The 21703-nt window shown below is 59.0% G+C and carries 16 protein-coding genes; 5 read left to right on the plus strand and 11 right to left on the minus strand.

Annotation, left to right across the window (positions count from 1 at the left end):
* Window positions 1-2: 2 nt before the first annotated feature.
* The 5 genes from BA177_RS02140 to BA177_RS02160 are packed head-to-tail and all read right to left on the minus strand — an operon-like array spanning window position 3 to window position 4992.
* Window positions 3-1169: an aspartate aminotransferase family protein gene (locus tag BA177_RS02140; RefSeq protein WP_068618745.1), complete on the minus strand. Its 1167-nt coding sequence runs from the start codon at window positions 1167-1169 to the stop codon at window positions 3-5.
* A 7-nt stretch (window positions 1170-1176) separates the two neighbouring features.
* Window positions 1177-2238 (minus strand): N-acetyl-gamma-glutamyl-phosphate reductase, encoded by a 1062-nt coding sequence (argC, locus tag BA177_RS02145; protein ID WP_082989788.1) that lies wholly within the window; start codon window positions 2236-2238, stop codon window positions 1177-1179.
* A complete protein-coding gene (locus tag BA177_RS02150; protein ID WP_068612335.1) occupies window positions 2235-3302 on the minus strand; it encodes a P-loop NTPase family protein in 1068 nt (355 codons plus the stop codon). The genes argC and BA177_RS02150 overlap by 4 nt, the downstream gene beginning before the upstream one ends.
* Before the next feature lie 2 nt (window positions 3303-3304).
* A complete protein-coding gene (gene argG / locus BA177_RS02155) occupies window positions 3305-4516 on the minus strand; it encodes an argininosuccinate synthase (protein WP_068612337.1) in 1212 nt (403 codons plus the stop codon).
* Window positions 4517-4536: 20 nt separating this feature from the next.
* Complete coding sequence (locus tag BA177_RS02160; protein WP_068612339.1) at window positions 4537-4992, minus strand: arginine repressor; 456 nt, start codon at window positions 4990-4992, stop codon at window positions 4537-4539.
* A gap of 186 nt (window positions 4993-5178) precedes the next feature.
* Between BA177_RS02160 and BA177_RS02165 the strand changes: the two genes are divergently transcribed.
* Window positions 5179-5862 (plus strand): alpha/beta hydrolase, encoded by a 684-nt coding sequence (locus BA177_RS02165; RefSeq protein WP_231892477.1) that lies wholly within the window; start codon window positions 5179-5181, stop codon window positions 5860-5862.
* Here BA177_RS02165 and BA177_RS02170 read toward each other — a convergent pair whose 3' ends face one another.
* Window positions 5863-6627, minus strand: coding sequence for an NRDE family protein (locus BA177_RS02170; RefSeq protein WP_068612341.1), 765 nt, complete (start codon window positions 6625-6627; stop codon window positions 5863-5865).
* A 7-nt stretch (window positions 6628-6634) separates the two neighbouring features.
* Window positions 6635-7519, minus strand: a complete 885-nt coding sequence (gene nudC, locus BA177_RS02175) for an NAD(+) diphosphatase (protein ID WP_068618752.1) — start codon at window positions 7517-7519, stop codon at window positions 6635-6637.
* A 465-nt stretch (window positions 7520-7984) separates the two neighbouring features.
* Between nudC and BA177_RS02180 the strand changes: the two genes are divergently transcribed.
* The 3 genes from BA177_RS02180 to BA177_RS02190 all read left to right on the plus strand — a co-directional run bounded on the left by BA177_RS02180 (window position 7985) and on the right by BA177_RS02190 (window position 14530).
* Window positions 7985-11056 carry a TonB-dependent receptor plug domain-containing protein gene (locus tag BA177_RS02180; RefSeq protein WP_068612343.1) on the plus strand — a complete coding sequence of 1024 codons (3072 nt, stop codon included), beginning with the start codon at window positions 7985-7987 and terminating at the stop codon, window positions 11054-11056.
* 64 nt (window positions 11057-11120) lie between these two features.
* A complete protein-coding gene (locus BA177_RS02185; protein ID WP_082989790.1) occupies window positions 11121-12875 on the plus strand; it encodes an N-acyl-D-amino-acid deacylase family protein in 1755 nt (584 codons plus the stop codon).
* A gap of 140 nt (window positions 12876-13015) precedes the next feature.
* Window positions 13016-14530, plus strand: coding sequence for an alanine/glycine:cation symporter family protein (locus BA177_RS02190; RefSeq protein ID WP_068612347.1), 1515 nt, complete (start codon window positions 13016-13018; stop codon window positions 14528-14530).
* A gap of 45 nt (window positions 14531-14575) precedes the next feature.
* On the opposite strand, the gene BA177_RS02195 is transcribed toward BA177_RS02190, so the two are convergent.
* Window positions 14576-15505, minus strand: a complete 930-nt coding sequence (locus BA177_RS02195; RefSeq protein ID WP_068612349.1) for a bifunctional enoyl-CoA hydratase/phosphate acetyltransferase — start codon at window positions 15503-15505, stop codon at window positions 14576-14578.
* A 312-nt stretch (window positions 15506-15817) separates the two neighbouring features.
* Here BA177_RS02195 and BA177_RS02200 point away from each other — a divergent pair, with 312 nt between their 5' ends.
* Complete coding sequence (locus BA177_RS02200) at window positions 15818-17206, plus strand: aminotransferase family protein (RefSeq protein WP_068612350.1); 1389 nt, start codon at window positions 15818-15820, stop codon at window positions 17204-17206.
* A gap of 11 nt (window positions 17207-17217) precedes the next feature.
* Here BA177_RS02200 and BA177_RS02205 read toward each other — a convergent pair whose 3' ends face one another.
* From BA177_RS02205 to xsc, 3 genes are read right to left on the minus strand one after another with little or no spacing between them, the layout of a single operon-like run.
* On the minus strand, window positions 17218-18519 hold the full coding sequence (locus tag BA177_RS02205; RefSeq protein ID WP_068612352.1) for an amidohydrolase family protein: 1302 nt from the start codon (window positions 18517-18519) through the stop codon (window positions 17218-17220).
* Entirely contained in the window at window positions 18516-19901 is a 1386-nt protein-coding gene (locus tag BA177_RS02210) for an amidohydrolase (protein ID WP_068612354.1), read from the minus strand. Before BA177_RS02210 ends, BA177_RS02205 begins: the two co-directional genes overlap by 4 nt.
* Window positions 19902-19904: 3 nt before the next feature.
* Window positions 19905-21650, minus strand: coding sequence for a sulfoacetaldehyde acetyltransferase (xsc, locus tag BA177_RS02215; RefSeq protein WP_068612355.1), 1746 nt, complete (start codon window positions 21648-21650; stop codon window positions 19905-19907).
* Window positions 21651-21703: the final 53 nt, after the last annotated feature.

Genomic DNA, 21703 nt, shown 5'->3' on the forward strand with positions numbered 1-21703 from the left:
GATCAGGTATTCGGAACGATGGTTGCGAGCGCTTCTGCCAGCCGGTTTACGTGATCGGCTTGCAGCACCAGCGGCGGCAACAGTCGTACAACAGTGGGGTCGGCACTTGTGCCGGTGAGGATGTCGTGCTCGAGCAATGCTGCGTGGACTTCTTTGGCCGGTCGGTCGCAGACCAGGCCCAGCAGGAGTCCCATGCCCTGTATGCGTTGTACCGGACCGGTAACACACAGCTCTCGAATCTGTGCTTCGCGTTCGCGAACGTTTTGCAGCAGGTTCTCATCGCGAATGGTGTCGATGACCGCCAGTATCGAAGCCGCGGCTACCGGGCCACCGCCAAACGTGGAGCCCAGATCGCCGCTGTGCATACCGGCACTGAGTTGTTCCGAGCACAACAGGGCCGCACACGGAAAACCGCCGCCGAGGGATTTGGCGCTGGTCAGCAGGTCCGGTTCAACGCCGTATACCTGGGAGGCAAAGAACTGCCCGGAGCGACCCATGCCGGACTGCACTTCATCGGCGATCAGCAATGCACCGCTCTTGTCGCAGGCGGCCCGCAAAGCGGCAACGAATTCGAAATCGAGATCGTAGGCACCGGCGACGCCCTGCACCGGTTCAAAAATAACGGCGGCGACGCTCTTGTCGATACAGCGTTTCGCTGCTTCGATGTCATTGCGTTGCAGAAACTCGACATCAAATGGCAGACGCGGGAAGCCGTACCAGCTTTGCGCCGCATTCCAGGTGACGGCCGCCGCCGCTGCCGTCCGGCCGTGGAAGCCCTGCGTCAAAGCGACGATCTTGCCGCGCCCAGTCGCCTTGCAAGCTATGCGCAATGCATTTTCGTTGGCTTCCGCGCCGCTGTTGACAAAGAACGCACGGGTGAGTGTTTCCGGGGCGATTGCGACCAATGCTTCAGCGGCGGCGGCCCGGATATCAAGTGCCACCGCGTTGCTTTGAAAGAGCAGGCGACGCGCTTGCTCGTCAATGGCTCCGAACAGTCGCGGATGCGAATAGCCGAGTGCGGCTACCGCATGACCGCCGTACAGATCGAGAATCTGCCGGCCGTCGCGCGTGAAAATGTCGCAACCCGCGGCGCGCACCGGGTCGATGTCCAGCTGAGGATAAACCGGTACTGTTGCCGCCGCTTCGCGTTGTTTGGCGTTGGATTGCATGGTCACCTCAGGTCCAGGCGGGTGCTGTCGCCAGCAAGCCATGGGTTTCGGGGAGCGACCACAGACGGTTCATCCATTGCATCGCACCACCGGCCGCGCCTTTGACGAGATTGTCGATCGCGCTCATGACAACGACGTTATTGCCCTCGGCCGCGACGCCTATATGGCAATAGTTGCTGGTTACAACGTCCTTGATGCGCGGCGTGCCATCAACGATCCGAACAAAACTCGCGTTGGCGTAGTAGTCGCGATAGTGCTGGCGCAGGTCGTCGACGCTGACCGCGTTGGGAAGTTCGGCCTGCAGGGTTACGTGTATACCGCGCGCAAACGGACCGGAATGCGGCACGAAATTCACTCTAACGTCGCCGCCTCCGGCAGTGGCGATGTACGCCGCAATTTCCGGCGCATGCCGGTGTGCCAGCGGTTTGTAAGCGTACAGATTGCTGTGTCGTTCCGGATGGTGCGTGCCGGGCAACGGGCTGCGACCCGAGCCTGTACTGCCGGTGATACCGTTAATGAACAGGCTGCTAGGGGCGAACGAAGAGGCGCACAAGGGTACGGCCGCCAGCAATGCCGCTGTTGCGAAACAACCGGGGTGACCGACATGTTGTTTGCTGGTTGCCGCTACGTGTTCCGGCACACCCTGCTCGAAGTCGGCGAGCAACTCGCTGGCGCCATGCGTACTTGCGTAAACGGCTTCGTAGTCCGCGGCCGTCCGGTAGCGAAAGTCGGCAGAGGAATCGACAACGTGCAGTTCGACACCGTGGCTGTGTGCCGCCGCGACGAATTGCGCGACCATTGCCGCCGATGCGCCGTGCGGTGCCGCAGAGAACAGTGCCAGCCGGTCAACGTCCGCGAGCATGGCGAGACTGTCTTCCGGTGTGCTGAAGGTGAGGTTGGGCCACGCCGGCGCGAGCGCGGAAAAAGTCGCCGCGATCGGCTGTCCGGCTTGCGAGGTTGAAACAGCGGCAAGCAACTTGAACTCCGGGTGCACGGCGAGCAGGCGCAGCAGCTCTCCGCCGACATAACCGGTAGCGCCCAGTACCATTGCAGGAATCTTGTTGCTCACGTGGCTGCTCCCGCAGTTGCCGGCGCGACGATATCAGCCACGAGATTGCCGAGGGCGGCGCCATCCGTTAGTGCATTGATGGCGGGCAATGACAGCCGTAGCCGGATCTGGTCAATGCCAACGGCATTGTCCGTAGCCGGGCCGGTCACGATGGCCGGTTCAATGCCGAATTGTTCGCGCAGAATTCGCGCACCGCCCCACGCACCAACCGGGTCGTTCGCGCACAGTACGACGGCCGTGAATGCGTCCCGTATGAGCGGGTCGGAGAGTATGGCTTCGACACCGTATTCACCAATCAGGCCGTCGCCCAGTTCAACAACGATGACATCGACTTCCCGCGTTGCCAGATTGCGCAGGAGGTTACGGGTAAGTATGGGGCCGTTTGCAGCCGTGGTTGTGACGATACCGAGATCGGAAAAGATCATGGCTTCACTGGCGCCCGCGTCTTCCATCGCCAGAATATCCCGCCGCAGTGAGACTCCGGTTGCCTTGCAGGCAGCGACGCGCAAACCGCGGTGGCGTAAACCGGCGACGACTGCACAGGCAGCGACTGTCTTGCCGGAATCCATGCAGGTACCGGCCAGAGCGACGACCGGTATGCCGAGTGTGCCGAGGTCCGCGTCGGCGTTAAGAACGGTCGAGCCGACCCGGGCAGGCACACCGATACGCTCACCGAGGTAGGGGAAATGCAGCACGGTGCCAAGCACTTCGCATTCGAACGGCGGCCCTACATCCGGGTTTGCTGAATCGCAGATACCAACGACGCCGCCGATATTCAGAATCTGTACCGTATCACCAACGTTCAGTTTTTCCGGCAGATGCCCCGAGTAACCGCGCAGGGCTTTGCGATGGCCCAGCGCACCGACCACGATGTCGCCCTGTTTGACGGTGGCCATACGCCCACTGACAAGTTCGAGCGTGTTGTAACGCGACTTGTTGTTCAGTACCCGAACAGCGATAAGGACGCCTTCTTCGCAGGGGATGTCATCCGCCAGTCGCAATTCCTGACTGAGGTTGCTGTGTTGGGCGACCGACGCGATTTTGTCAACGAGGATGCTGCGCATGTTCAATCCTTTCCTGCGGCGCGGGTTTGCAACATGCCGGGCAGCGACAGAACCCGTGAATAGCCCAGTGCATCCGACGCACTCCATTCACCCGCAGCTTCGCCGTAGACGCCGCGGGTGGCGGCGAGCAAAGAGTGCGGCGAGGTGACGCCATTAATGAACAGGCTGCCGGGTTGCAACGTGAAGTGCACGTCACCCGTAACGCGCTGCTGCGACGAGGCCAGTAATGCCTCGATATCACGGGCAGCCAGATCGAGTTGCCGGCCTTCGTGAATCATGTCGCCATAAGTTGCTGCGACGCTGTCTTTGATGCGCGACTGATGTGCACTGAGGACCAGTTTTTCCAGTTCCCGGTGAGCCGTTATTAAAGTGACAGCAGCGGGTGCTTCGAACGCTACCCGCCCTTTGGTACCGAGTACTGTGTCGCCGAGGTGTATGCCGCGGCCTATTCCGTAAGCACCGGCGAGCTGTTCCAGTTTCTCGATCAGTTCAACGGCTTGCAGTGGCTGTTGGTCGAGCGCGACCGGGATGCCCGCCTTGAACGAGAGGCTGTGTTTGCTGGGTGGCAGTGGTTGAGAGTAGGCGCCCGCGGACAATACCCAGGCATCTTCCGGAATGGAGTTCTCGGACGTCAGGGTTTCGCGACCACCAATGGTGATGCCCCACAAGCCGCGATTAACTGAGTAGGCGGACCCTTGCGGTGGCAGCGGCAACTCACGTTCCTGCAGGTATGCCAGTTGCTCGTCACGAACCCAGTTGTTGTCGCGTACGGGTGCCAGCACTTCAAGTCCGGGGTTGAGCGTCCGCAAGGCCACTTCGAAACGTACCTGGTCGTTGCCGGCCGCCGTGCAGCCATGTGCGACCGTTGTTGCCTGACGTTCGATTGCGAGTTGTGCGAGTGCCGCCGCCTGCACACCGCGTTCGGCGCCAACGCACAGTGGGTAGGCGTGTCCGCGATAGACATTGCCGGCGATGAGGTAGCGAATGACCCGCTCAAAAAAGACCTGCTTGCAGTCCAGCAGCAGGTGCTCAATGGCACCGAGTGCCAGGGCACGCTCGCGCAGGTTGCTGGCGGCAGCCGCATCGAGGCCGCCCGTGTCGACGCAGGCCGTAATGACTTCACGGCCGTAGGTTTGCTTCAGCCATGGGACGCAAAACGACGTATCCAGCCCTCCGGAGAACGCAAGAATAATGGGTGAGGTATCGCTGGACACAGAAGACTCCGTTTGTTGGTTTAGCTGCGGTTTGCGCAGTGTTCAATGCGGGTGATGACAGCGCGCTGGTCGCTGGCACTCGCGGTTGCAGTAAAGACAGTGTCGTCGCCGCCGACATTGCCGATGATTTCCGGCCAGCCGCAGCGATCAAGCGCCAGCGCTACCCGCTGGGCGCCACCGATGGCGGTATGTATGACCAGCAGGTTGGGGCCGGCCGGACGCACATTGCGCAGGAGGCTGGCAACGGCAGTGACCTCGTCGTCCCCACTCGTGTCGGGTTGTGGCAGGACATAGCCCGCTGGCGTCTTGATGGCCGTCAATTCGCGCAGATCGCGGCTGACGCTGGACTGGGTTGCCACAAAACCCTGGGCTGTCAAAGCCTCTACCAACGACTGCTGGGTCGCGGCAGGGCCGGCGGCCAGCAATGCTTTGATGGCATTACGTCGGTCGTTTGGTGTGTGGGAATTGTCTGGCATCGGACTTGCTGTGAATAATTATGCGCATAAAACTATCAGTGCTTGCATATTCGGGTCAAGCCCTGATTTCGGTCCGGCGCCATGGGCCGTGCTGCGTGCGCGGCGGCAAGCCGCCTTATCAGTGCCGGAAGGAGGTCACGCTGGTAGGATGCGGCGGTCGAATATCAACATATGCAGGAGCAATGGGTGTCTTTATTGGAAACAGTGGAAGCGGGGAGTCAGGGCGAGGTGGACGGCAGTGTGATCTGGCTCCACGGGCTGGGTGCTGACGGGCATGATTTCGAGCCGATCGTTCCGGAGCTGCGGCTCGACGGGCTGCTCAACTTGCGCTTCGTGTTTCCGCACGCGCCGATACGGGAAGTTACACTTAATAACGGCATCGCCATGCGTGCCTGGTACGACATAATCAGCCTGGACCGGGACGGGCCTCAGGACGAAGAGAGCATACGCGCCAGCTCTGAACAGTTGTTGCGGTTAGTGCAGCGCGAACAGGAACGCGGCGTTCCCGCCGACAAGATTGTGCTGGCAGGGTTTTCCCAGGGGGGAGCCATCGCCTTGCACACGGCACTCCGTTACCCGGATCGACTCGCCGGATTGATGGCGCTTTCAACGTGGCTGCCGATGACCCACGTTTTTCAGTCGGAGGTCACTGCAGCGCCGACGTCTCAGCCGCGGGATCTTCCGGTGTTTATCGCCCACGGTACTTTCGATCCGATCCTGCCGATTACGCTCGGTGAGTTGTCGCGGAATACCTTGCAGGCCGCGGGATTCGAGCCGGAGTGGCACGCTTACCCGATGGCGCATGCGGTTTGCGGTGAAGAAATCGTTGCGATTCGGGACTGGTTGTTGCGCGTGTACGGCGTCGACTGATCAGGTTGCGGTCAGGGTGTCGAAGTCGAACTGATCTTCGCCGCTTGGCTGGCCGCTTGCGTCGAAGCGCCGCTCCTGCACCTGTACGTGACCGTCGTAATCAGCCAGCACTACCGTCGTACAGCGGGTTCCGTAGTCCGGCGTACGGATAAACGGCGCTGATACGGCGCGCGCCATCGCGAAGGGCAGGTGCTCGTCCATGTCCTTGACGGGTGCGGGCGTAGTGTCGGCCATCATGCGCATCAATGCGGCCGGGTTCACTGCATCACGCTGGAGCAACTCGTGCAGGCCGTTGCGGCAACGCACCAGCTTTGGCCATGGCGTATCGAGCGCAGCATTACTCAGGCCGTAAACACCGGCGTCGAGTGCCCGGGCAGGCGCATCGCGATTGGAAACGCAGACCAGCGAATCCGCATTGGCAACCAGCAAGCTGAACCCGGCGTACCGTTCACCCTTGAGATTGCCGGCGTAGTCCAGTGGTCGCCGGGAATCATCGATGTAGTCCGCGACCAGTTCGCCACGCGAGTGCTTGTGATAACGCGGTCGCTGCGGTTCGCGATAGTTGGTGAGGGTTGCGAAGTGCCCGCTTCTGCCGACGCCAAGCCAGGTTCCACCCGCCTGCAGGTCGCGGCCGGCGAGGATGTCAGGCCGGTCGCGCCACCACTGCATGGCAGTGGCCGGGCGTGCGAAGAACTCGTCACGGTTCGCGGCGACGATCAGGCGGTAACGCGGATGGCTGCGCCATGCAAGGACAACGAGGCACATGCCGGTATCAACAGGTCTCGTCGAGCCAGTCTTCTACCAGCCGTCTTGCGATTGACAGCCGCGGCGGCAACTTGGGAAAGCCGGAACGCAATTCTTTGCGACTGAACCATTGTGCGTCTTCCAGCTCGCCATCATTGAGCTTGATGGCCACGCTGGTCGCGCGGGCGTGGAAGCCAAGCATTAATGACGCAGGAAACGGCCAGGGTTGTGAGCTGTGGTAATGCACGTCTTCGACCTCGACGTCGGTTTCTTCAAGTACCTCACGGGCAACCGCATCTTCGAGACTTTCGCCGGGCTCCACAAAACCGGCTACCGTCGAATAGCGACCTTCCGGCCAGCTACTTTGCCGGCCCAGCAGGCATTCGTCATCGCGCGTGACCAATACAATTATTGCCGGGTCAACGCGCGGAAAAACCTGTGTTGCACAGGTTTCACGTTCGCACAATCGTACGTTGCCGCCGGCACTGGGCAGCGTCGCTGCGCCACAGCGACCGCAGAATTTCTGCGCCTGATGCCAGAGGACCAGTGCCCGGGCATGGGCAACGAGGTTGGCCTCGTCAGCCGGGAGTACGCTGCCGAGGTAGCGTAGATCATGAAAATCGCCGTGATCCGTAAACGGTGTGTTTTCTGCCCGGTCGATACCGACGGCAAATGCGGGCTGATCCCGGTATACACCCAGAAAAATCGGCATGGCGCCCGAGAATGCGGCGAGATCGTCGCGAGCCAGCAGCACCGTGCGGTGCGGTTCGGCCGTGGCCAGACAACGATCGCCCCATACGGGCACAAAGACCGCATCGTCGCGTGCCAGCGCTGCATCCAGCCAGGCTTTGTCTTTGCGCCGGTGCCCCGAGCGGTCAACAAACGCGCCCGCGAATATATTGTGGCCGATCATTGCGGATTCCCTGAAGGTTATCCCGTTGGTGGACAAGGCGCGCCCCATCGGGCCTGCGCCGGACAGCCAGTTTACCGGAAGCCGGCACGCAGTGTCCGGGTGCAATTTCAAGCTTCAGTGGCCGCTGCAGGCAACTTCTGCAATAGCCATAAGCTGCGCGCCGAACGCCAGGGCGGGACCCATGAACGGGCAGATGCGCATTGCCAATGCACTGCTTTTTGCTGGCTCTGTGCATTTCTGCACGCGGTCGCTCGTCTCTCGACGGCGCCAAAATGCTGCGCGTTGCGCCATCTAAAATGCTGCGCTGTGGGGTACCAGCCACAGCTTGGCACCAACTCTGAAATTTGTGTGGTGCTACCCGCACTATCGCTTTGTTGTTAGCTTGCCTCAATCGGCGATTCCCGGTTGGCAGTATTGGCAATCGGGTTCGATGCAGGACTCAGCAAAATTTTGGGGGACAGTCTAATGGTTGGTTTGGAAAATCTTCTTCGTCGCATTGCAGTGGGCACACTGACATTGTTTTGTGCGATGCAGGTGAATGCGCAAGGAGCAGCTGCTCAGGGCGGCGAAGATGATCAGGAGCTGGAAGAGATCGTCGTAACGGGGTCGCATATCAGGGGCGTGCAGATCGACGGAATTCTGCCGGTTTCCGTTATATCGTCCGACGACGTCGATGCGATTGCACCGAACTCCGGTGCAGAGATGCTGACGACAATGTCGCAGGCTGACGTTTCGTTGTTTGAAGATATCGGCTCGGTAGATCGTGCTTCCATTCAAAGCGCACGTGGTGACGTGGCGGCACTCAACCTGCGCGGCATGGGCTCTTCGAACACGCTGGTCCTGCTCAACGGGCGCCGGATTATCCAGCACCCGGGAACGCAGTTCGAAGGCAATGTAATCGCGACTACCGTTAACACCAACACTGTCCCTTCTCGCGGAGTACAGCGTGTTGAAGTGTTGTCTGACGGCGCGTCTGCGCTGTACGGCACGGACGCTACAGCCGGTGTGGTCAATACCGTACTGATGAAGGACTTCGAAGGCCTGACGTTAAGCGGTCGTTACGGCGGCGCAGAAGGCATCGACTACACCCACCGAACCCTTTCTGCTTACTGGGGCAAGGACTTCAATCAGGGACGGACCAACGTTTCCGTATCGCTGAATCACTTCAGTCAGGACGGCTATCTGGCGACAGAGCACGATTTCTCGCGTTCTGAAGATCTGCGCCCATTGTTTGAAGGCACGCCATGGGAGGGGGACCTGCAGCTCGATAACCGTGCGACTTATACAGCGTGGGGTACCTTCCGCACTATCGGCAATGTGCCGGTTAGCAACGCCGACAACCGTATAACCACGGCGACGGGGCAATTCCACATTCAGCCCAATACCCTGCCCGGTTGCCGGGCGGACTTGCCGGGCGATATCTGCATGGACGATTTCGGAATCAGTCGCGACCAGCGACTGGACAGCAATCCGCAACGTTCGATGCGCCCCGATCTGGAACGCATCAACGCGTTTACGTTCATCAACCACGACCTGGGCAATGGCCTGGAGTTTTTCGGTGAAGCAGGTACTTACCGGGGTGTTCTGGAACGCCAGATCGAACCCGGCTGGTTCGCACCGTCGACCACCTTTACGGTAGGCAGAAACGCTTACTGGAACCCGTTTGGCCGCGAATTTCTCGACGACGGTTCGCCGAACCCGAATCGCCTGCCCGGGATCGATGCACCGGCCGAAGGGCTTGATATCGAGCTTTCCGCCTACCGCACCATGGATTTCGGACCGCGCATCTACAAGGTCACCAACAACAGTCATCGACTGCTCGGCGGCTTGCGTGGCGAATGGGGTAACTGGGGTTGGGAAAGCGCTGTGCTCTGGTCACGTGCCGATACCGAAGATCGGACCAATGGCATCAGTAACGTTGCGTTCTTTGAGGCTTTGAATCGAACGGATGCGACGGCCTACAACCCGTTCAACGGCTTTTGTAATGACGACATCAATGGTGTTAACGCTGTCGACTGTACACCCAGCCCCGCGGCGACGATCGATGACATAACCATCAGTGCATACCGCAAGAACAACACGGAGATGGCGCTAGCGGACTTCAAAATGTCGAACGGCGAACTGTGGCTAATTCCGGGCGGTTACGTCGGTATGGCACTCGGTGCGGAAGTCCGGCGCGAGAGCTTTGAGGAAGACCGCGATCCGCGTATGGATGGCACAATCACCTATACCGATACGATTACGGGCCTGTTCTCCGACAGCGATCTGCTCGGCATGAGTTCAACGCCCGACTTTAGCGGTTCTCGAAACATCTTCTCCGCGTACTCGGAGTTGTTGATTCCGATCGTTAGCGAAGGTATGGACATTCCGGGTATCGAATCACTCGATATGCAGCTCGCAGCACGTTATGAGCACTACAGCGATTTCGGTAGTGTATTGAAGCCGAAAATTGCCATCGGTTGGCACATCATTGAAAGCCTGCAAATCAGGGGCTCGTACACCGAGGGCTTCTCTGCACCGGCGCTGGAAGTCGTCAATGCGCCACGCATCGTGCGTTCGTCCAATGGCATCGAGGATAACTATCGTTGCCAGGCAGGCATAAACAATGGACTGTATGCGGACATGGGTGATTGCGACCTCAGCTACGGCGTTATTACGCCGTACATAGGCAATACCAACATTGGACCTGAAGAAACCACCAGCTATGCCTTTGGCATGACCTACCAGCCGCCGTTTATTGAAGGCATGACACTGACGCTGAACCGTTGGGCAATCGAGCAGGAAGGTATCTTTGGTGGCATCGGCGTTCAGGATACGGCTGAGCTTGACTGGGCTACACGGCTGTCAACCGGTGAAGCGTACGCGGACGTAGAGCGTGCCCCGGTAACGCAGGAAGACATCGACTATTACGCCGGATCCGGGCTTGAGCCTGCCGGCGAAATGCTGACTATTAATCGACGTTTTCTGAACCTTGAGTCGCGAACAACCAAGGGTGTGGATTTTGGTATCGACTACCGATTGAACAATTTGAGAATTGGCGATACCAAACTCGGCGGTATGCGCATCAAGTTGAGTGCGGCCTACCTGGAAACGGCCTACCAGAATTTCACGCCGTTGCTGCAGTTGATTAAGGACGTCAGCGAGGCGAATGATTCTGGCATCCTGGTTACCGCTGCTGGCGAATTGCGTGGTCGGGATCGTCGTCCCGCCTGGCGGGGCACGGCAACGATTACGTGGTGGAGGGAAAACTGGGGAGCAGGCTTGTTTGCCCGCTACGCAGGTACCGTGATGGACACTTCGTTGGAGTTGGACGGTCCTGAACTTGAATACCGCCACTTCATGCCGGGAACCACAGTCAACGCGCACGTTGACTACCGTTTCCGTGGTGGTTCGTTCGATGGTCTGACAGCACGTATCGGCGCACGCAACCTGCTGGACCGTGATCCGCCGCTGGCGGACGCGACCTTCGGCTATCCCGCGTGGATGGCATCGCCAGAAGGCCGCTACCTGTACGGCCAGTTAACTTACCGATTCTGAATAAATCACGACCAGGCCCATCGTGGGGGAGACTCCCCGCGATGGGCTTGTGAGGAGCTGTGGAATGCCGACTACCCTGATCCGGTCGCTCGTTGTAGTGCTGTTTGCCAGTGCGACTGCCTTCGCTGCCGATAAGGCCGACTTCGATGTATTGATTACCGGCGGCACTGTCATCGATGGCAGCGGCGCTGCTGGCTACAAAGCCGATGTCGGCATTGTCGATGACGAAATTGTTGCGATTGGCCCGGGTCTGGGGAAAACCCGTTCAGCGGCACGCACGATCGACGCAACCGGGCAGGTGGTTGCGCCTGGCTATATCGATGTCCATACGCACGCCGACAAAGCGGTGCTTGGTGACGAAAAGAGCCGGCGGGCGGCGCTCAATTTGCTTTATCAGGGCATAACCACCATCAACATCGGTGCCGATGGCCGGCATTCCAGAAAATACGCAAATCGGGTCAGGGGACAGATCGCGAAACAGTACAAGTTTCTCGAATCGCAGCCGGCGGGCATGAACATTTTCGTTCTGCTGGGCCATGACAACATCCGTAAAGAAGTAATGGGTGCGGACGACTACAAGCGCTTCAGCACGGACAAGGAAATGTCCAGAATGGCTGATCTGGTTCGTCGTTACATGAAAGAAGGCGCGCTCGGCATGTCGCTGGGCCTGGAGTATGCCAGCGGCCGCTATTCCGACGAGGAAGAGCTGGTTTATCTGGCGAAGGCAGTGGCCGATTACGATCGTCGCGGGATCATCATCGCGCACGAGCGCGCAACCGGCCCGCAGCACCGTTACTACCTGCCCAGTGGCCACAATGCCGATGGCCTGTACGAAGACCGTTTCAGAAAATACCCCGATGGCTGGGACGTAATTGACTACGTAAAAGAGGGTATTCGTATTGCGGAGCAGTCAGGCGTTGTTTTCGATTTCACCCATTTTAAGATCACCCATCAGTCTTACTGGGGCAAGGCGCGCGAGATCATCGACCTGATCGAAGAGGCGCGCGGACGCGGCGCGAAAATTTACGCCGAGCAGATCGCGTTCACGAATTCAGGCAACAGCCCAATGAACCTCAGTCTGATCCCCACCAAATACTATCGGGGTAAGGACTACTCGCTTGATGAATTGCTGCAGACGCTGGAAAACCCGAAAAAGAATATGGAATTGCGCGCCGATATTGCCTGGCAAATCGACAAACACGGTGGTCCCGAGTCCGTCGAGTTGATTGCAAGCAAGCGCCAGCCACAGTGGGTGGGCCAGACATTGCTGGAAATTGGCCAGGAACTGGGCATGAGTGATCCCGTCGATGTCGTGCTGGAAGTGAAGAAGCGTGGCGATGCGACTCTACCCAATGGGGGCCGTTACCGTTCAATTCAGACCTTGAGTGCCGAAGATATCGACGAGTTCGTAAAACAAGACTGGTTTGGTACAGTCACGGACGCAGGTATCTACGACCTCGATGGTGGTTTTGCGCAGCCGCGGGTATTCGCGTCTTTTACCAACAAGATCACTGAATTCGTATTCGAGCGCAAAGCGATAACGTTAGAGCATGCGATCCGGGCAGGCACTGGATTGCCAGCGGAAATGTTGTCATTGTCAGGTCGTGGCTTGCTCAAGGAAGGTTACAAAGCCGACGTGCAGGTATTCGACCCGGATGCACTCGCGGTCAATGCGCGTTGGACGTTACGTAACTCGAGAGCGTATTCGAGTGGCATGTCTTACGTACTGGTGAACGGGGAGTTTGCGCTGGACAATGGCAAACCGACTTTTGAAATGGCCGGGCAAGTCATTCGCAACAAGGACGCTTGGAAACACTAGCGTTGAAGTAAAAAATGCGGGCTCCAGGGGTGGGGTCGGTCAATGGGGAGAGGACACTGCACGCGCAAGACTCAGGAGTTCATCGCATACGATGGAGAGATAACGCCAGGTCCGGATTTGCCACTTTTGCCGTCACTATTTTGGCGCTGTTGCCGTCGATTTCTGCGGCACAGGGCCTGGATATCGACCAGCTGATCGACGATACAGTCGCGCCACTCGCTGAGTTTGTCAGTAGTGTGATTTTCTACAGTGTTCCGGTTCTCGGCGCAGACGTCCCTTTGATTGTTGTCTGGTTGATTGCCGGCGCATTGTATTTCACGCTGAGTTTCGGCTTCATCAATGTACGCGGCTTTCCGCATGCATTGAAGGTAGTGCGCGGTGACTACGCGAAAGCCAGTCACCCGGGCGAAGTCACTCACTTCCAGGCTCTGGCCACAGCCGTATCCGGTACTGTGGGCATCGGCAATATCGGTGGTGTGGCGGTAGCTATCGCTGCCGGCGGACCGGGTGCGGTGTTCTGGATGATCGTGGCTGGCATGCTCGGCATGTCCACCAAATTCGTCGAATGTGCCCTAGGTACTATGTACCGGCGCACGCACGCTGATGGCACTGTATCCGGTGGTCCGATGTACTACCTGGAGCGCGGTCTCGCGGAGTGCAACCTGCCACGCCTCGGCAATGCGATGGCGAAGTTCTACGCGATTGGACTTGTAATCGGCTGCCTCGGCATCGGCAATATGTTCCAGTCGAATCAGGCTTACATTCAGTTCGTCAGCGTCACCGGCGGGCAGGACGCGAGTTGGTTCAGTGACAAAGGCTGGTTGTTCGGGATTTTGATCGCCGCCATAGTTGCGCTGGTCATTGTCGGTGGCATCAAAAGCATCGGCCGGGTTACCGAGAAAATGGTGCCGTTCATGGCGGTGCTGTATTGCATCGGTGCGGTGACAATAATCACCTTTAATTATGAAGCTCTGCCTTACGCCGTTTCAGCAATATTCACCCAGGCATTCAACCCGGAAAGCCTGAGCGGTGGTGCTATCGGTGTGATGATTATCGGCTTCCAGCGCGCCGTGTTTTCCAACGAGGCCGGTATCGGTTCGGCAGCGGTTGCGCATTCGGCGGCGCAAACGAAAGAGCCCATTGCAGAAGGTTATGTTGCTCTGCTTGAGCCGTTCATAGATACCATTGTGATTTGTACGCTGACTGCATTGGTGATTATTACCGCGTCTTACTACGACCCCGGCATTACCCAGATTCCCGACGGTATCGCCATGACGTCCGGCGCGTTCGAACGCAGTGTCTCGTGGTCACCGTACGCCGTGGCTTTCGCTGGATTCCTGTTCGCCATTACCACCGCTATTTCCTGGTCGTACTACGGCTTGAAAGGCTGGACTTACCTGGTCGGCAAGAGCACGTGGGCGGACTATAGTTTCAAGACGGTATTTTGCTTGTTCCTGATTGTTGGCTGTTCCATCCAGCTGGAGTCCGTGCTGAGTTTCTCCGATGCGCTGGTGTTTGTTATCTGCGTACCGAATATTCTTGGCTTGTTGATACTGACGCCGACGCTGAAACGCCGCTTGGCCGGTTACGATCAACGCGTGACTGACGGCAAAATTGTGGATCAAAGTCTGGCGACCGAGAGCCGTACGTCCTGATTCTGGCTACAGCAAAGTCATTGCCCTGATCCACTCGGCCAGTGCTTAGTGAGTGGCGTTAGCGGCGCAATAAATGGATGCCAGCGCAGCGCTGGCGACTCTGGCTTCGGGTGGGTCTGAGCGCGAGGTCAGCATGATGGGTGCGGTTGCCCCCAGCACCAGGCCGGCAGCGGTGGCACCGAGATAATGCACCATTGCCTTGAACAGTATGTTGCCCGCTTCGACACTGGGGACCAGCAGCACGTCCGCCTGACCAGAAACATCGCTCTTGTAACCTTTGAGCGCTGCTGCATTCGCTGACACGGCAATGTCCATCGCGACCGGGCCGTCAAGCAGCGCGCCTTCAATTTCACCCTGTGCGGCAAGCTTTGCCAGTTGTTCTGCTTCGATGCTTGAGGGCATTGAAGTGTTCGCCTTTTCAGTGCCGGACAGGACCGCGACACGCGGCATCGCTATCTCGAGTGCGTGCAGCAGTGACACAGCGTTCCTGGCGATGGCCAGTTTTTCGGCAAGCCCCGGCAATACATTGATAACGGCGTCTGTTACGCAGACCGCACTGGCTTGCTCCGGCACGCTGAGGTGAAACACGTGACTCAGTCGCGAGCCGCACAGTATGCCGTTGTGCTTGTCGATGACGGCACGCAACAGTACGTCGGTCGCAATGTCGCCTTTCATCAATCCGGCTACTTCCGAGGACCTGGCCAGGCTGACCGCTATTCGCGCCGCGGCTGAATCCGAGTCGCTGGGCACCTGGCGAATAGCCGAAATGTCCCATGCCAGCGTTTTCGCGTGACGTTCGATACTGCATTTGTCGCCAATCAGGACCGGCTCCAGCAAGCCCTGTTGGCAGGCAAGATAGGCGCTGTTCATCGTCTGCAGACTGCTGCAGTTCACGATCGCCGTGCGGATAGCGTTGTGCCTCCCTGCGATGGACAGCAGGTCAGACGGGCAGCGTGAGGTGATGTGTCCGTGCATAGGTTTCGGTGTTCCAGCGCTTCCCGCCTTGCCCGGTTGTTCGAGGTCTGATGGCGGGTCGCCGGTGCTTTGTAATCAGTCGAAGAAGGCAAAATAGCGAAGCCCGCCTTGTCCCGGTAGAGCCATAGCGAACCCTTTTTTGGCACCAGGCCATGCGCTATTCGGGTTCGACTAATGCCCGCGTTGCCAGTGCCGGCTGGCAGACTCTGGCAGGCGCTCTGGTACAAAAAGTTACCGCGCTTTGGTTCTTTTCCGCTCCTCGCAGGGGGCTTATCGTCTGCTCATTGTTTACTGTTGCGCTGGAGCCGGGAAATGCAGGCGATCGAGAAGAATCAGAGTTACGACGACATCAAACGGATGGATCGCGACGGTGTCTGGCATCACCTGACGCAGCACAGTGTTTTCGAGCACAAGTACCCGACGATCATGGCGCGTGCCGCTGGCATGAACATCTGGGATATCGACGGCAACCAGTATCTCGATGCCGTATCCGGTGGACTGTGGACCGTCAATGTTGGCTACGGACGCGAAAGAATCGCCAATGCTGTGCGTGATCAACTGGTTGAGATGTGCTATTTCGCCGGAGTTTCCGGAACGATCCCCGGCGCGTTGTTTGCCGATAAATTGCTGAGCAAGATGCCCGGTCTGTCGCGGGTCTATCTGTCGAGTTCCGGATCGGAAGCCAATGAGAAAGCTTTCAAGATCGTTCGCCAGATTGCGCATCTGCGGCACAACGGACAAAAGCACAAGATCATCTACCGCGAACGTGATTACCACGGCACGACAATCTCGACGCTCAGCGCATCGGGCCAGGAAGAACGGCGCGGGCAGTACGGTCCGTTCACGCCGGGGTTCGTCGAGATGCCTCACTGCTCCCGCTATCGAAGTCAGTATGGCGATGTGCACGACTACGGTGAGCGGGCCGCCCGTGAGTTGGAAGCTGTAATCCAGCGCGAGGGGCCGGACAGTGTCGGCGCAGTGATTCTCGAGCCGATTACCGCGGGTGGCGGGGTCATCACTCCGCCAGAGGGCTACTGGAAAATCATTCAGGAGATCTGCCGGCAGTACCAGCTGCTGCTGATTCTGGACGAGGTGGTGTGTGGTGTCGGGCGGACCGGCAAGTGGTTTGGCTATCAGCACTACGACGTACAACCCGATATCGTCACGATGGCCAAAGGTGTTGCATCGGGCTACGCGCCGATTTCCTGCACCGTCACTACCGAGGATGTGTTCCAGCAGTTCGTCGCCGACCCGGCAGACCGAATGGCCTACTTCCGCGATGTGTCAACGTTCGGTGGTTGTGCCTCGGGACCGGCCGCTGCGCTGGAAAACCTGCGCATCATCGAGGACGAAAGCCTGCTTGATAACGTCGTCGATATGGGTGCTTACCTGATGGATCGCCTTCTCGAGCTGAAACAACGGCATGCCATGGTCGGTGACGTGCGTGGCAAAGGGCTTTTTGCAGGTCTGGAGCTGGTCAGCGACCGGCATACCAAAGAACCGGTTGCCGAAGCCGTTGTTGCCGGCATAGCCGCCGACTGTATGGCGCATGGCGTGATCATCGGCCGCACTAACCGGAGCTTCCAGAAGTTCAACAACACATTGGCCCTGAGCCCGGCGTTCATTGCCAATCAACGGGACATCGATGCCATTGTGGATGCGTTGGATGCCGCCCTTGGGCGGGCAACAGGACCCGTTTGAGGATACGCGTCTTACGGCTTGCGGTAGGCCGGCGGTCGGGCATCGTCAGTTGCGAGGTAGCGGTCCCGCAATAAGGTTTGCCGGGACACTCTCGGTACGATTTCCCCGTCAATGATGACCTCTGCAGGGAAACTGCTCAGCTCAAAAGGGTCGTCGCGCCAAACAACAATGTTGGCGCGCTTGCCTGGCTCGATACTGCCGACTTCGTCATCAACGCCGTAGACCTTGGCGGGTGCAAGCGTTACTGCACGGAGCGCAGTGTCCCAGTTGAGACCGTTTGCGACGGCGATGCCAGCTGCCTGAGTAATGTTGCGCGCATTGTGATTGTGGCGGCTGCTGTTCGCATCGAGCACTACCTCCACACCCGCCGCAGCCAGCAACGCGGCATTGTCGAGGCGCGCATTGAAATGGTCAAAGCCGGTAGGCAGATTCGCGCTCGCATCGACGATGACCACCGTGCCGGTCGCGGCCAGTTTGTCGGCCAGGAGCCAGCCTTCGGCACCGCCGACGATGACAAGCCGGATGCCGAATTGAGCGGCGAGGTCTACGATGCCGGCCATGTCGCTGGCGCGGTTAACGTAAACAAGCAAGGGCGTATCGCCTGCGAGCACGGGTTGCAGTGCGATGAGATCCGCCTCGCTTAGTGAATACTCGCTGGTATCCGGCTGTGTGATTCTCCACGCGGAGTAGTCCTTTGCATCGGCAAGCGCTGTTCGCAGTTTTTGCAGTGCCATTGCCCGGGACGAGCCGGCGCGTGTCGCGCCACTGACACCGAGGTAGGCAACCATCATCGCCCGTTGTTTGATGACGGCCGGCGCGTGCGGTCCAAGGTGAACGATGGCGCCGGTGCCGGAGAATACCGAGGCGCTGCCGTCCGCGTCCGTGCTGTCGTTGGCCGTCGGCGTCACCGCAGCCTGTGTGATGCCCGCGATTCTGGCGACCGGGATCAGCGTGGAGTTCGGATTGAAGGCCGTGGCAACATCGAACGAGGCGGAAAACTGAAAGCCACGACGAACGGAATCAACAGACGATCCAACGGATTTGACTTCGATCAGACCCAGTTGCCCGAGCGGCGTGAACAGTCCTGGCGTCACCATGCGACCTTGCGCGTCGATGACGATGGCGTCATCACGGCCAGTCGGAAGCGGCTCGCCCACGTGCGTAATACGACCATCGTCGATGACGATGCTGGCGTTTTTCAGCACGCCCTGCGGGCCGACCGTGTGCACAGTCGCGTTTCTGATGACCAGTGTTTCTGCCAGCAATGCGCCCGGCAACAGGGCGAGCGAGAGGGCGATGTGGCGAATTTTCATGGTTGTGCCTCGTGCAGGCTGGTCGTCCCGAGGCTGAAATCAGAGACCGGGTTCGCACTTTGGTCGTCAAGGTCAAATGCGACGGCGCCATCGATGTACACCCGCACAGGCCGGGCGTAAACGCTGAACGGATTGTGACTCCAGAGCACCAGGTCAGCCATTTTGCCCGGTTCGACGGTGCCGGTTTGCTCGAGTATTCCCAGTGCTTCGGCGGCGTTCTTCGAGATCCACTGAATGGCGTGTTCGGGAGCTATCTCGATATCGACTTCGGCCGCGGCACGCATGATTTTTGCGGCTTCCTGATTCAATCGCTGGATGCCGACCTTGCTGTCGGAATGCACTACGACGCAGGCGTCGGCCTGATCCAGAATTACCCCGTTCGCCGGTATGCCGTCGAAGGCCTCCATTTTTGCGCCCCACCAATCCGCCCAGATCGCGGAGCAGATGCCGTTGTCTCTTAACTTGTCGGCAATTTTGTAGGCTTCGACCGCATGGTGGAACGCGGTGATCTGGTAGCCAAACTCGTGGGCGACGTCGATCATCAGCGACATCTCGTCGGCACGGTAGCAATGGTTGTGAACGAGAATCTCGCCATTCAATGCGCCGGCGAGTGTCTCCAGCTCGAGGTCGCGTTTGGGCTTTTTGCCGTGGCCCTCGGCATGGGCCTGCAGCTTGTCGCGGTATTCGGTGGCATCGATCCAGGCCTCGCGCACAACGGCAATATTGCCCATGCGCGTAGCTGGCGAACGTCGGCGACTCTTGTACAGCCGTTTCGGGTTTTCGCCACACGCCATTTTCATGCCGTACGGCGCGTCCGGGAATTTCATGTCCATGACGGACACACCGGGCACTGCCTTCAAGGTTACGCCGCGGCCGCCAAACAGGTTGGCGGAACCGGGCAGTATTTGCAGCGTGGTGATACCGCCGGCCAAAGCTGTAATGAAGGCCGGGTCCTGCGGCCAGACACTGTGTTCCGCCCAGACTTCTGCCGTGTTGGGCGCAACGGATTCGTTGCCGTCCGAGTGGCCTTCGACACCGGGATTGGAGTAAACCCCAATGTGCGAATGCACGTCGATGATGCCGGGAGTCAGCCACAGGCCACTCGCGTCGTATTCGCTGGCGGCCCCTGCAGCAAGGTCGCTGCCCACCTGGCGGATTCGGCCGTCTGCAATCAGTACATCGCCATGCTCCAGCCGCTGACCGGTGCCGGTCAGAATCGTCGCATTCTTCAATAGTACGGCTTGTGCCGGCAGTGGTTGGTAACTGCTGGCAAACGGAACCCTGTCCGTCGCGGGCCCGGTTTCGGACTCAGCGCCAAAGGCGATGAGCGGCAATGCCACGGCGGCCAGACCGAGGCAGCGACGAACAGCTGAGCGCACCATTGTTCAGACGTACTGCTGGTATTTTTCGAGGTAGCGCACGGGCTTCGACAGGGCATCCCGACGGAACGGGTCGCCCAGTTCCTGGGTGCACATCACTTCGACTATCGTCGTGGCACCGTCTTTCTGTTGAGCTTGCAAGGCGTCATCGAGTGCCGGACCGACATCGGCTACATCGCTGACCGTTATGCCGTTGGCGCCCATCGCGCGAGCAATTCCAGCGAAGCTCTGATTCTCCAGTTCGCCGCCAACGAAGCGGCGGTTGTAGAAGTCCACCTGGTTTTTCTTCTCGGCACCCCACTGGCCGTTGTTGAATACAACGGCAGTCACCGGAATGTTCTCACGCACGCAGGTCATGGTTTCCATCAGGCTCATACCCCAGGCGCCGTCGCCGACGTAGGCGACCGCTGGTCGCTCGGGAGCCGCAACCTTGGCACCGATGATCGTCGGGAACGCGTAACCGCAATTGCCGAAACTCATGGCGGCGAAGAAGCTGCGAGGCTGCTTGAAGCGCAGGTAGCTGTTCGCGACCGAATTGATATTGCCAATGTCGGTGGAGACCATGGCATCGGTCGGCAAGGCTTTTTCCAGTGCTCGCAAAGCCTGGCGCGGGTGCATGTAACGTCCATCCGCGGCTTTGATGGCCTCGAGGCTGAACTCGTCCTTTTCGTGTATCCAGTCGTTCAGTTCCTGCTCCCAGGCGCTCTTTTCATTCTTGATCTGGCTGGCACGTTCGTCCCTGGTGGCATCACAGGCGAGTGTCTCGCTGCTGATGCGGCTCAGGATTGCGTCGGCCGCAGCGCCAGCATCACCACAAACACCGACGGCGATCTCTTTGACCAGACCAAGCATCTTGTGGTCCGCGTCGACCTGAATAACGCTGGCATCCTTGGGCCAGTATTCAAGGCCGTACTGCGGCAAGGTGCCGAAGGGTCCCAGGCGTGTGCCGAGCGCGAGCACGACATCCGCCCTGGAGAGCAAGTTCATGCTGGCTTTCGAACCCTGATAGCCCAGCGGACCACACCAGAGTGGGTGATCGGCGGGGAAGGAATCGTTGTGCAAATAGCTGTTAACGACCGGTGCGCCGAGTCGCTCGGCGAGCGCCTGGCATTCGGCAACGGCGTTGGCATTGATGACACCGCCACCGGAAATGATGACGGGAAATTTGGCCCTGGCGAGCAATGCGGCCGCCTGGTCCAGCGCATTTTTGCCGCCGGCGCCTCGTTCAATACGAATGGGCTCCGGAATCTCAACATTTAGGTCGCCGTAGAAGTAGTCGCGCGGGATATTGAGTTGGGTCGGCCCCAGGTCCGTGAGCGCGCGATCGAAACAGCGGGCGGTGAACTCAGCCATGCGATTCGGGTTGTTTACATGGCCCTGGTATTTCGTGAATTCCTGGAACACCGGCAACTGGTTGGCTTCCTGGAAGCCGCCCAGTCCCATGCCCATGGTGCCGGTTTCCGGTGTAACGATGACGACCGGAGAATGGGCCCAGTACGCCGCGGCAATGCCGGTAACGCAATTGGTGATGCCGGGACCGTTCTGGCCGATACAGACACCGTGCCGTCCACTTACCCGTGAGAAACCATCGGCCATGTGTGCAGCGCCTTGTTCATGCACAACCGGGATGAAGCGAATGCCGGCGGGTTCGAAGATATCCATGGCATCCATGAAGGCGGACCCCATGATGCCGAAGATATCGGTAACGCCTTGTGCCACCATCGTTTCGACAAAGGCTTCGCTGGGGGTCATGCGGGTCATAGTGTTCTCCTGGCTGGGTCACGCGCGCTCCGCTTTCGGGGTTG

This window comes from Woeseia oceani (genome assembly GCF_001677435.1).
Taxonomy (GTDB): domain Bacteria; phylum Pseudomonadota; class Gammaproteobacteria; order Steroidobacterales; family Woeseiaceae; genus Woeseia; species Woeseia oceani.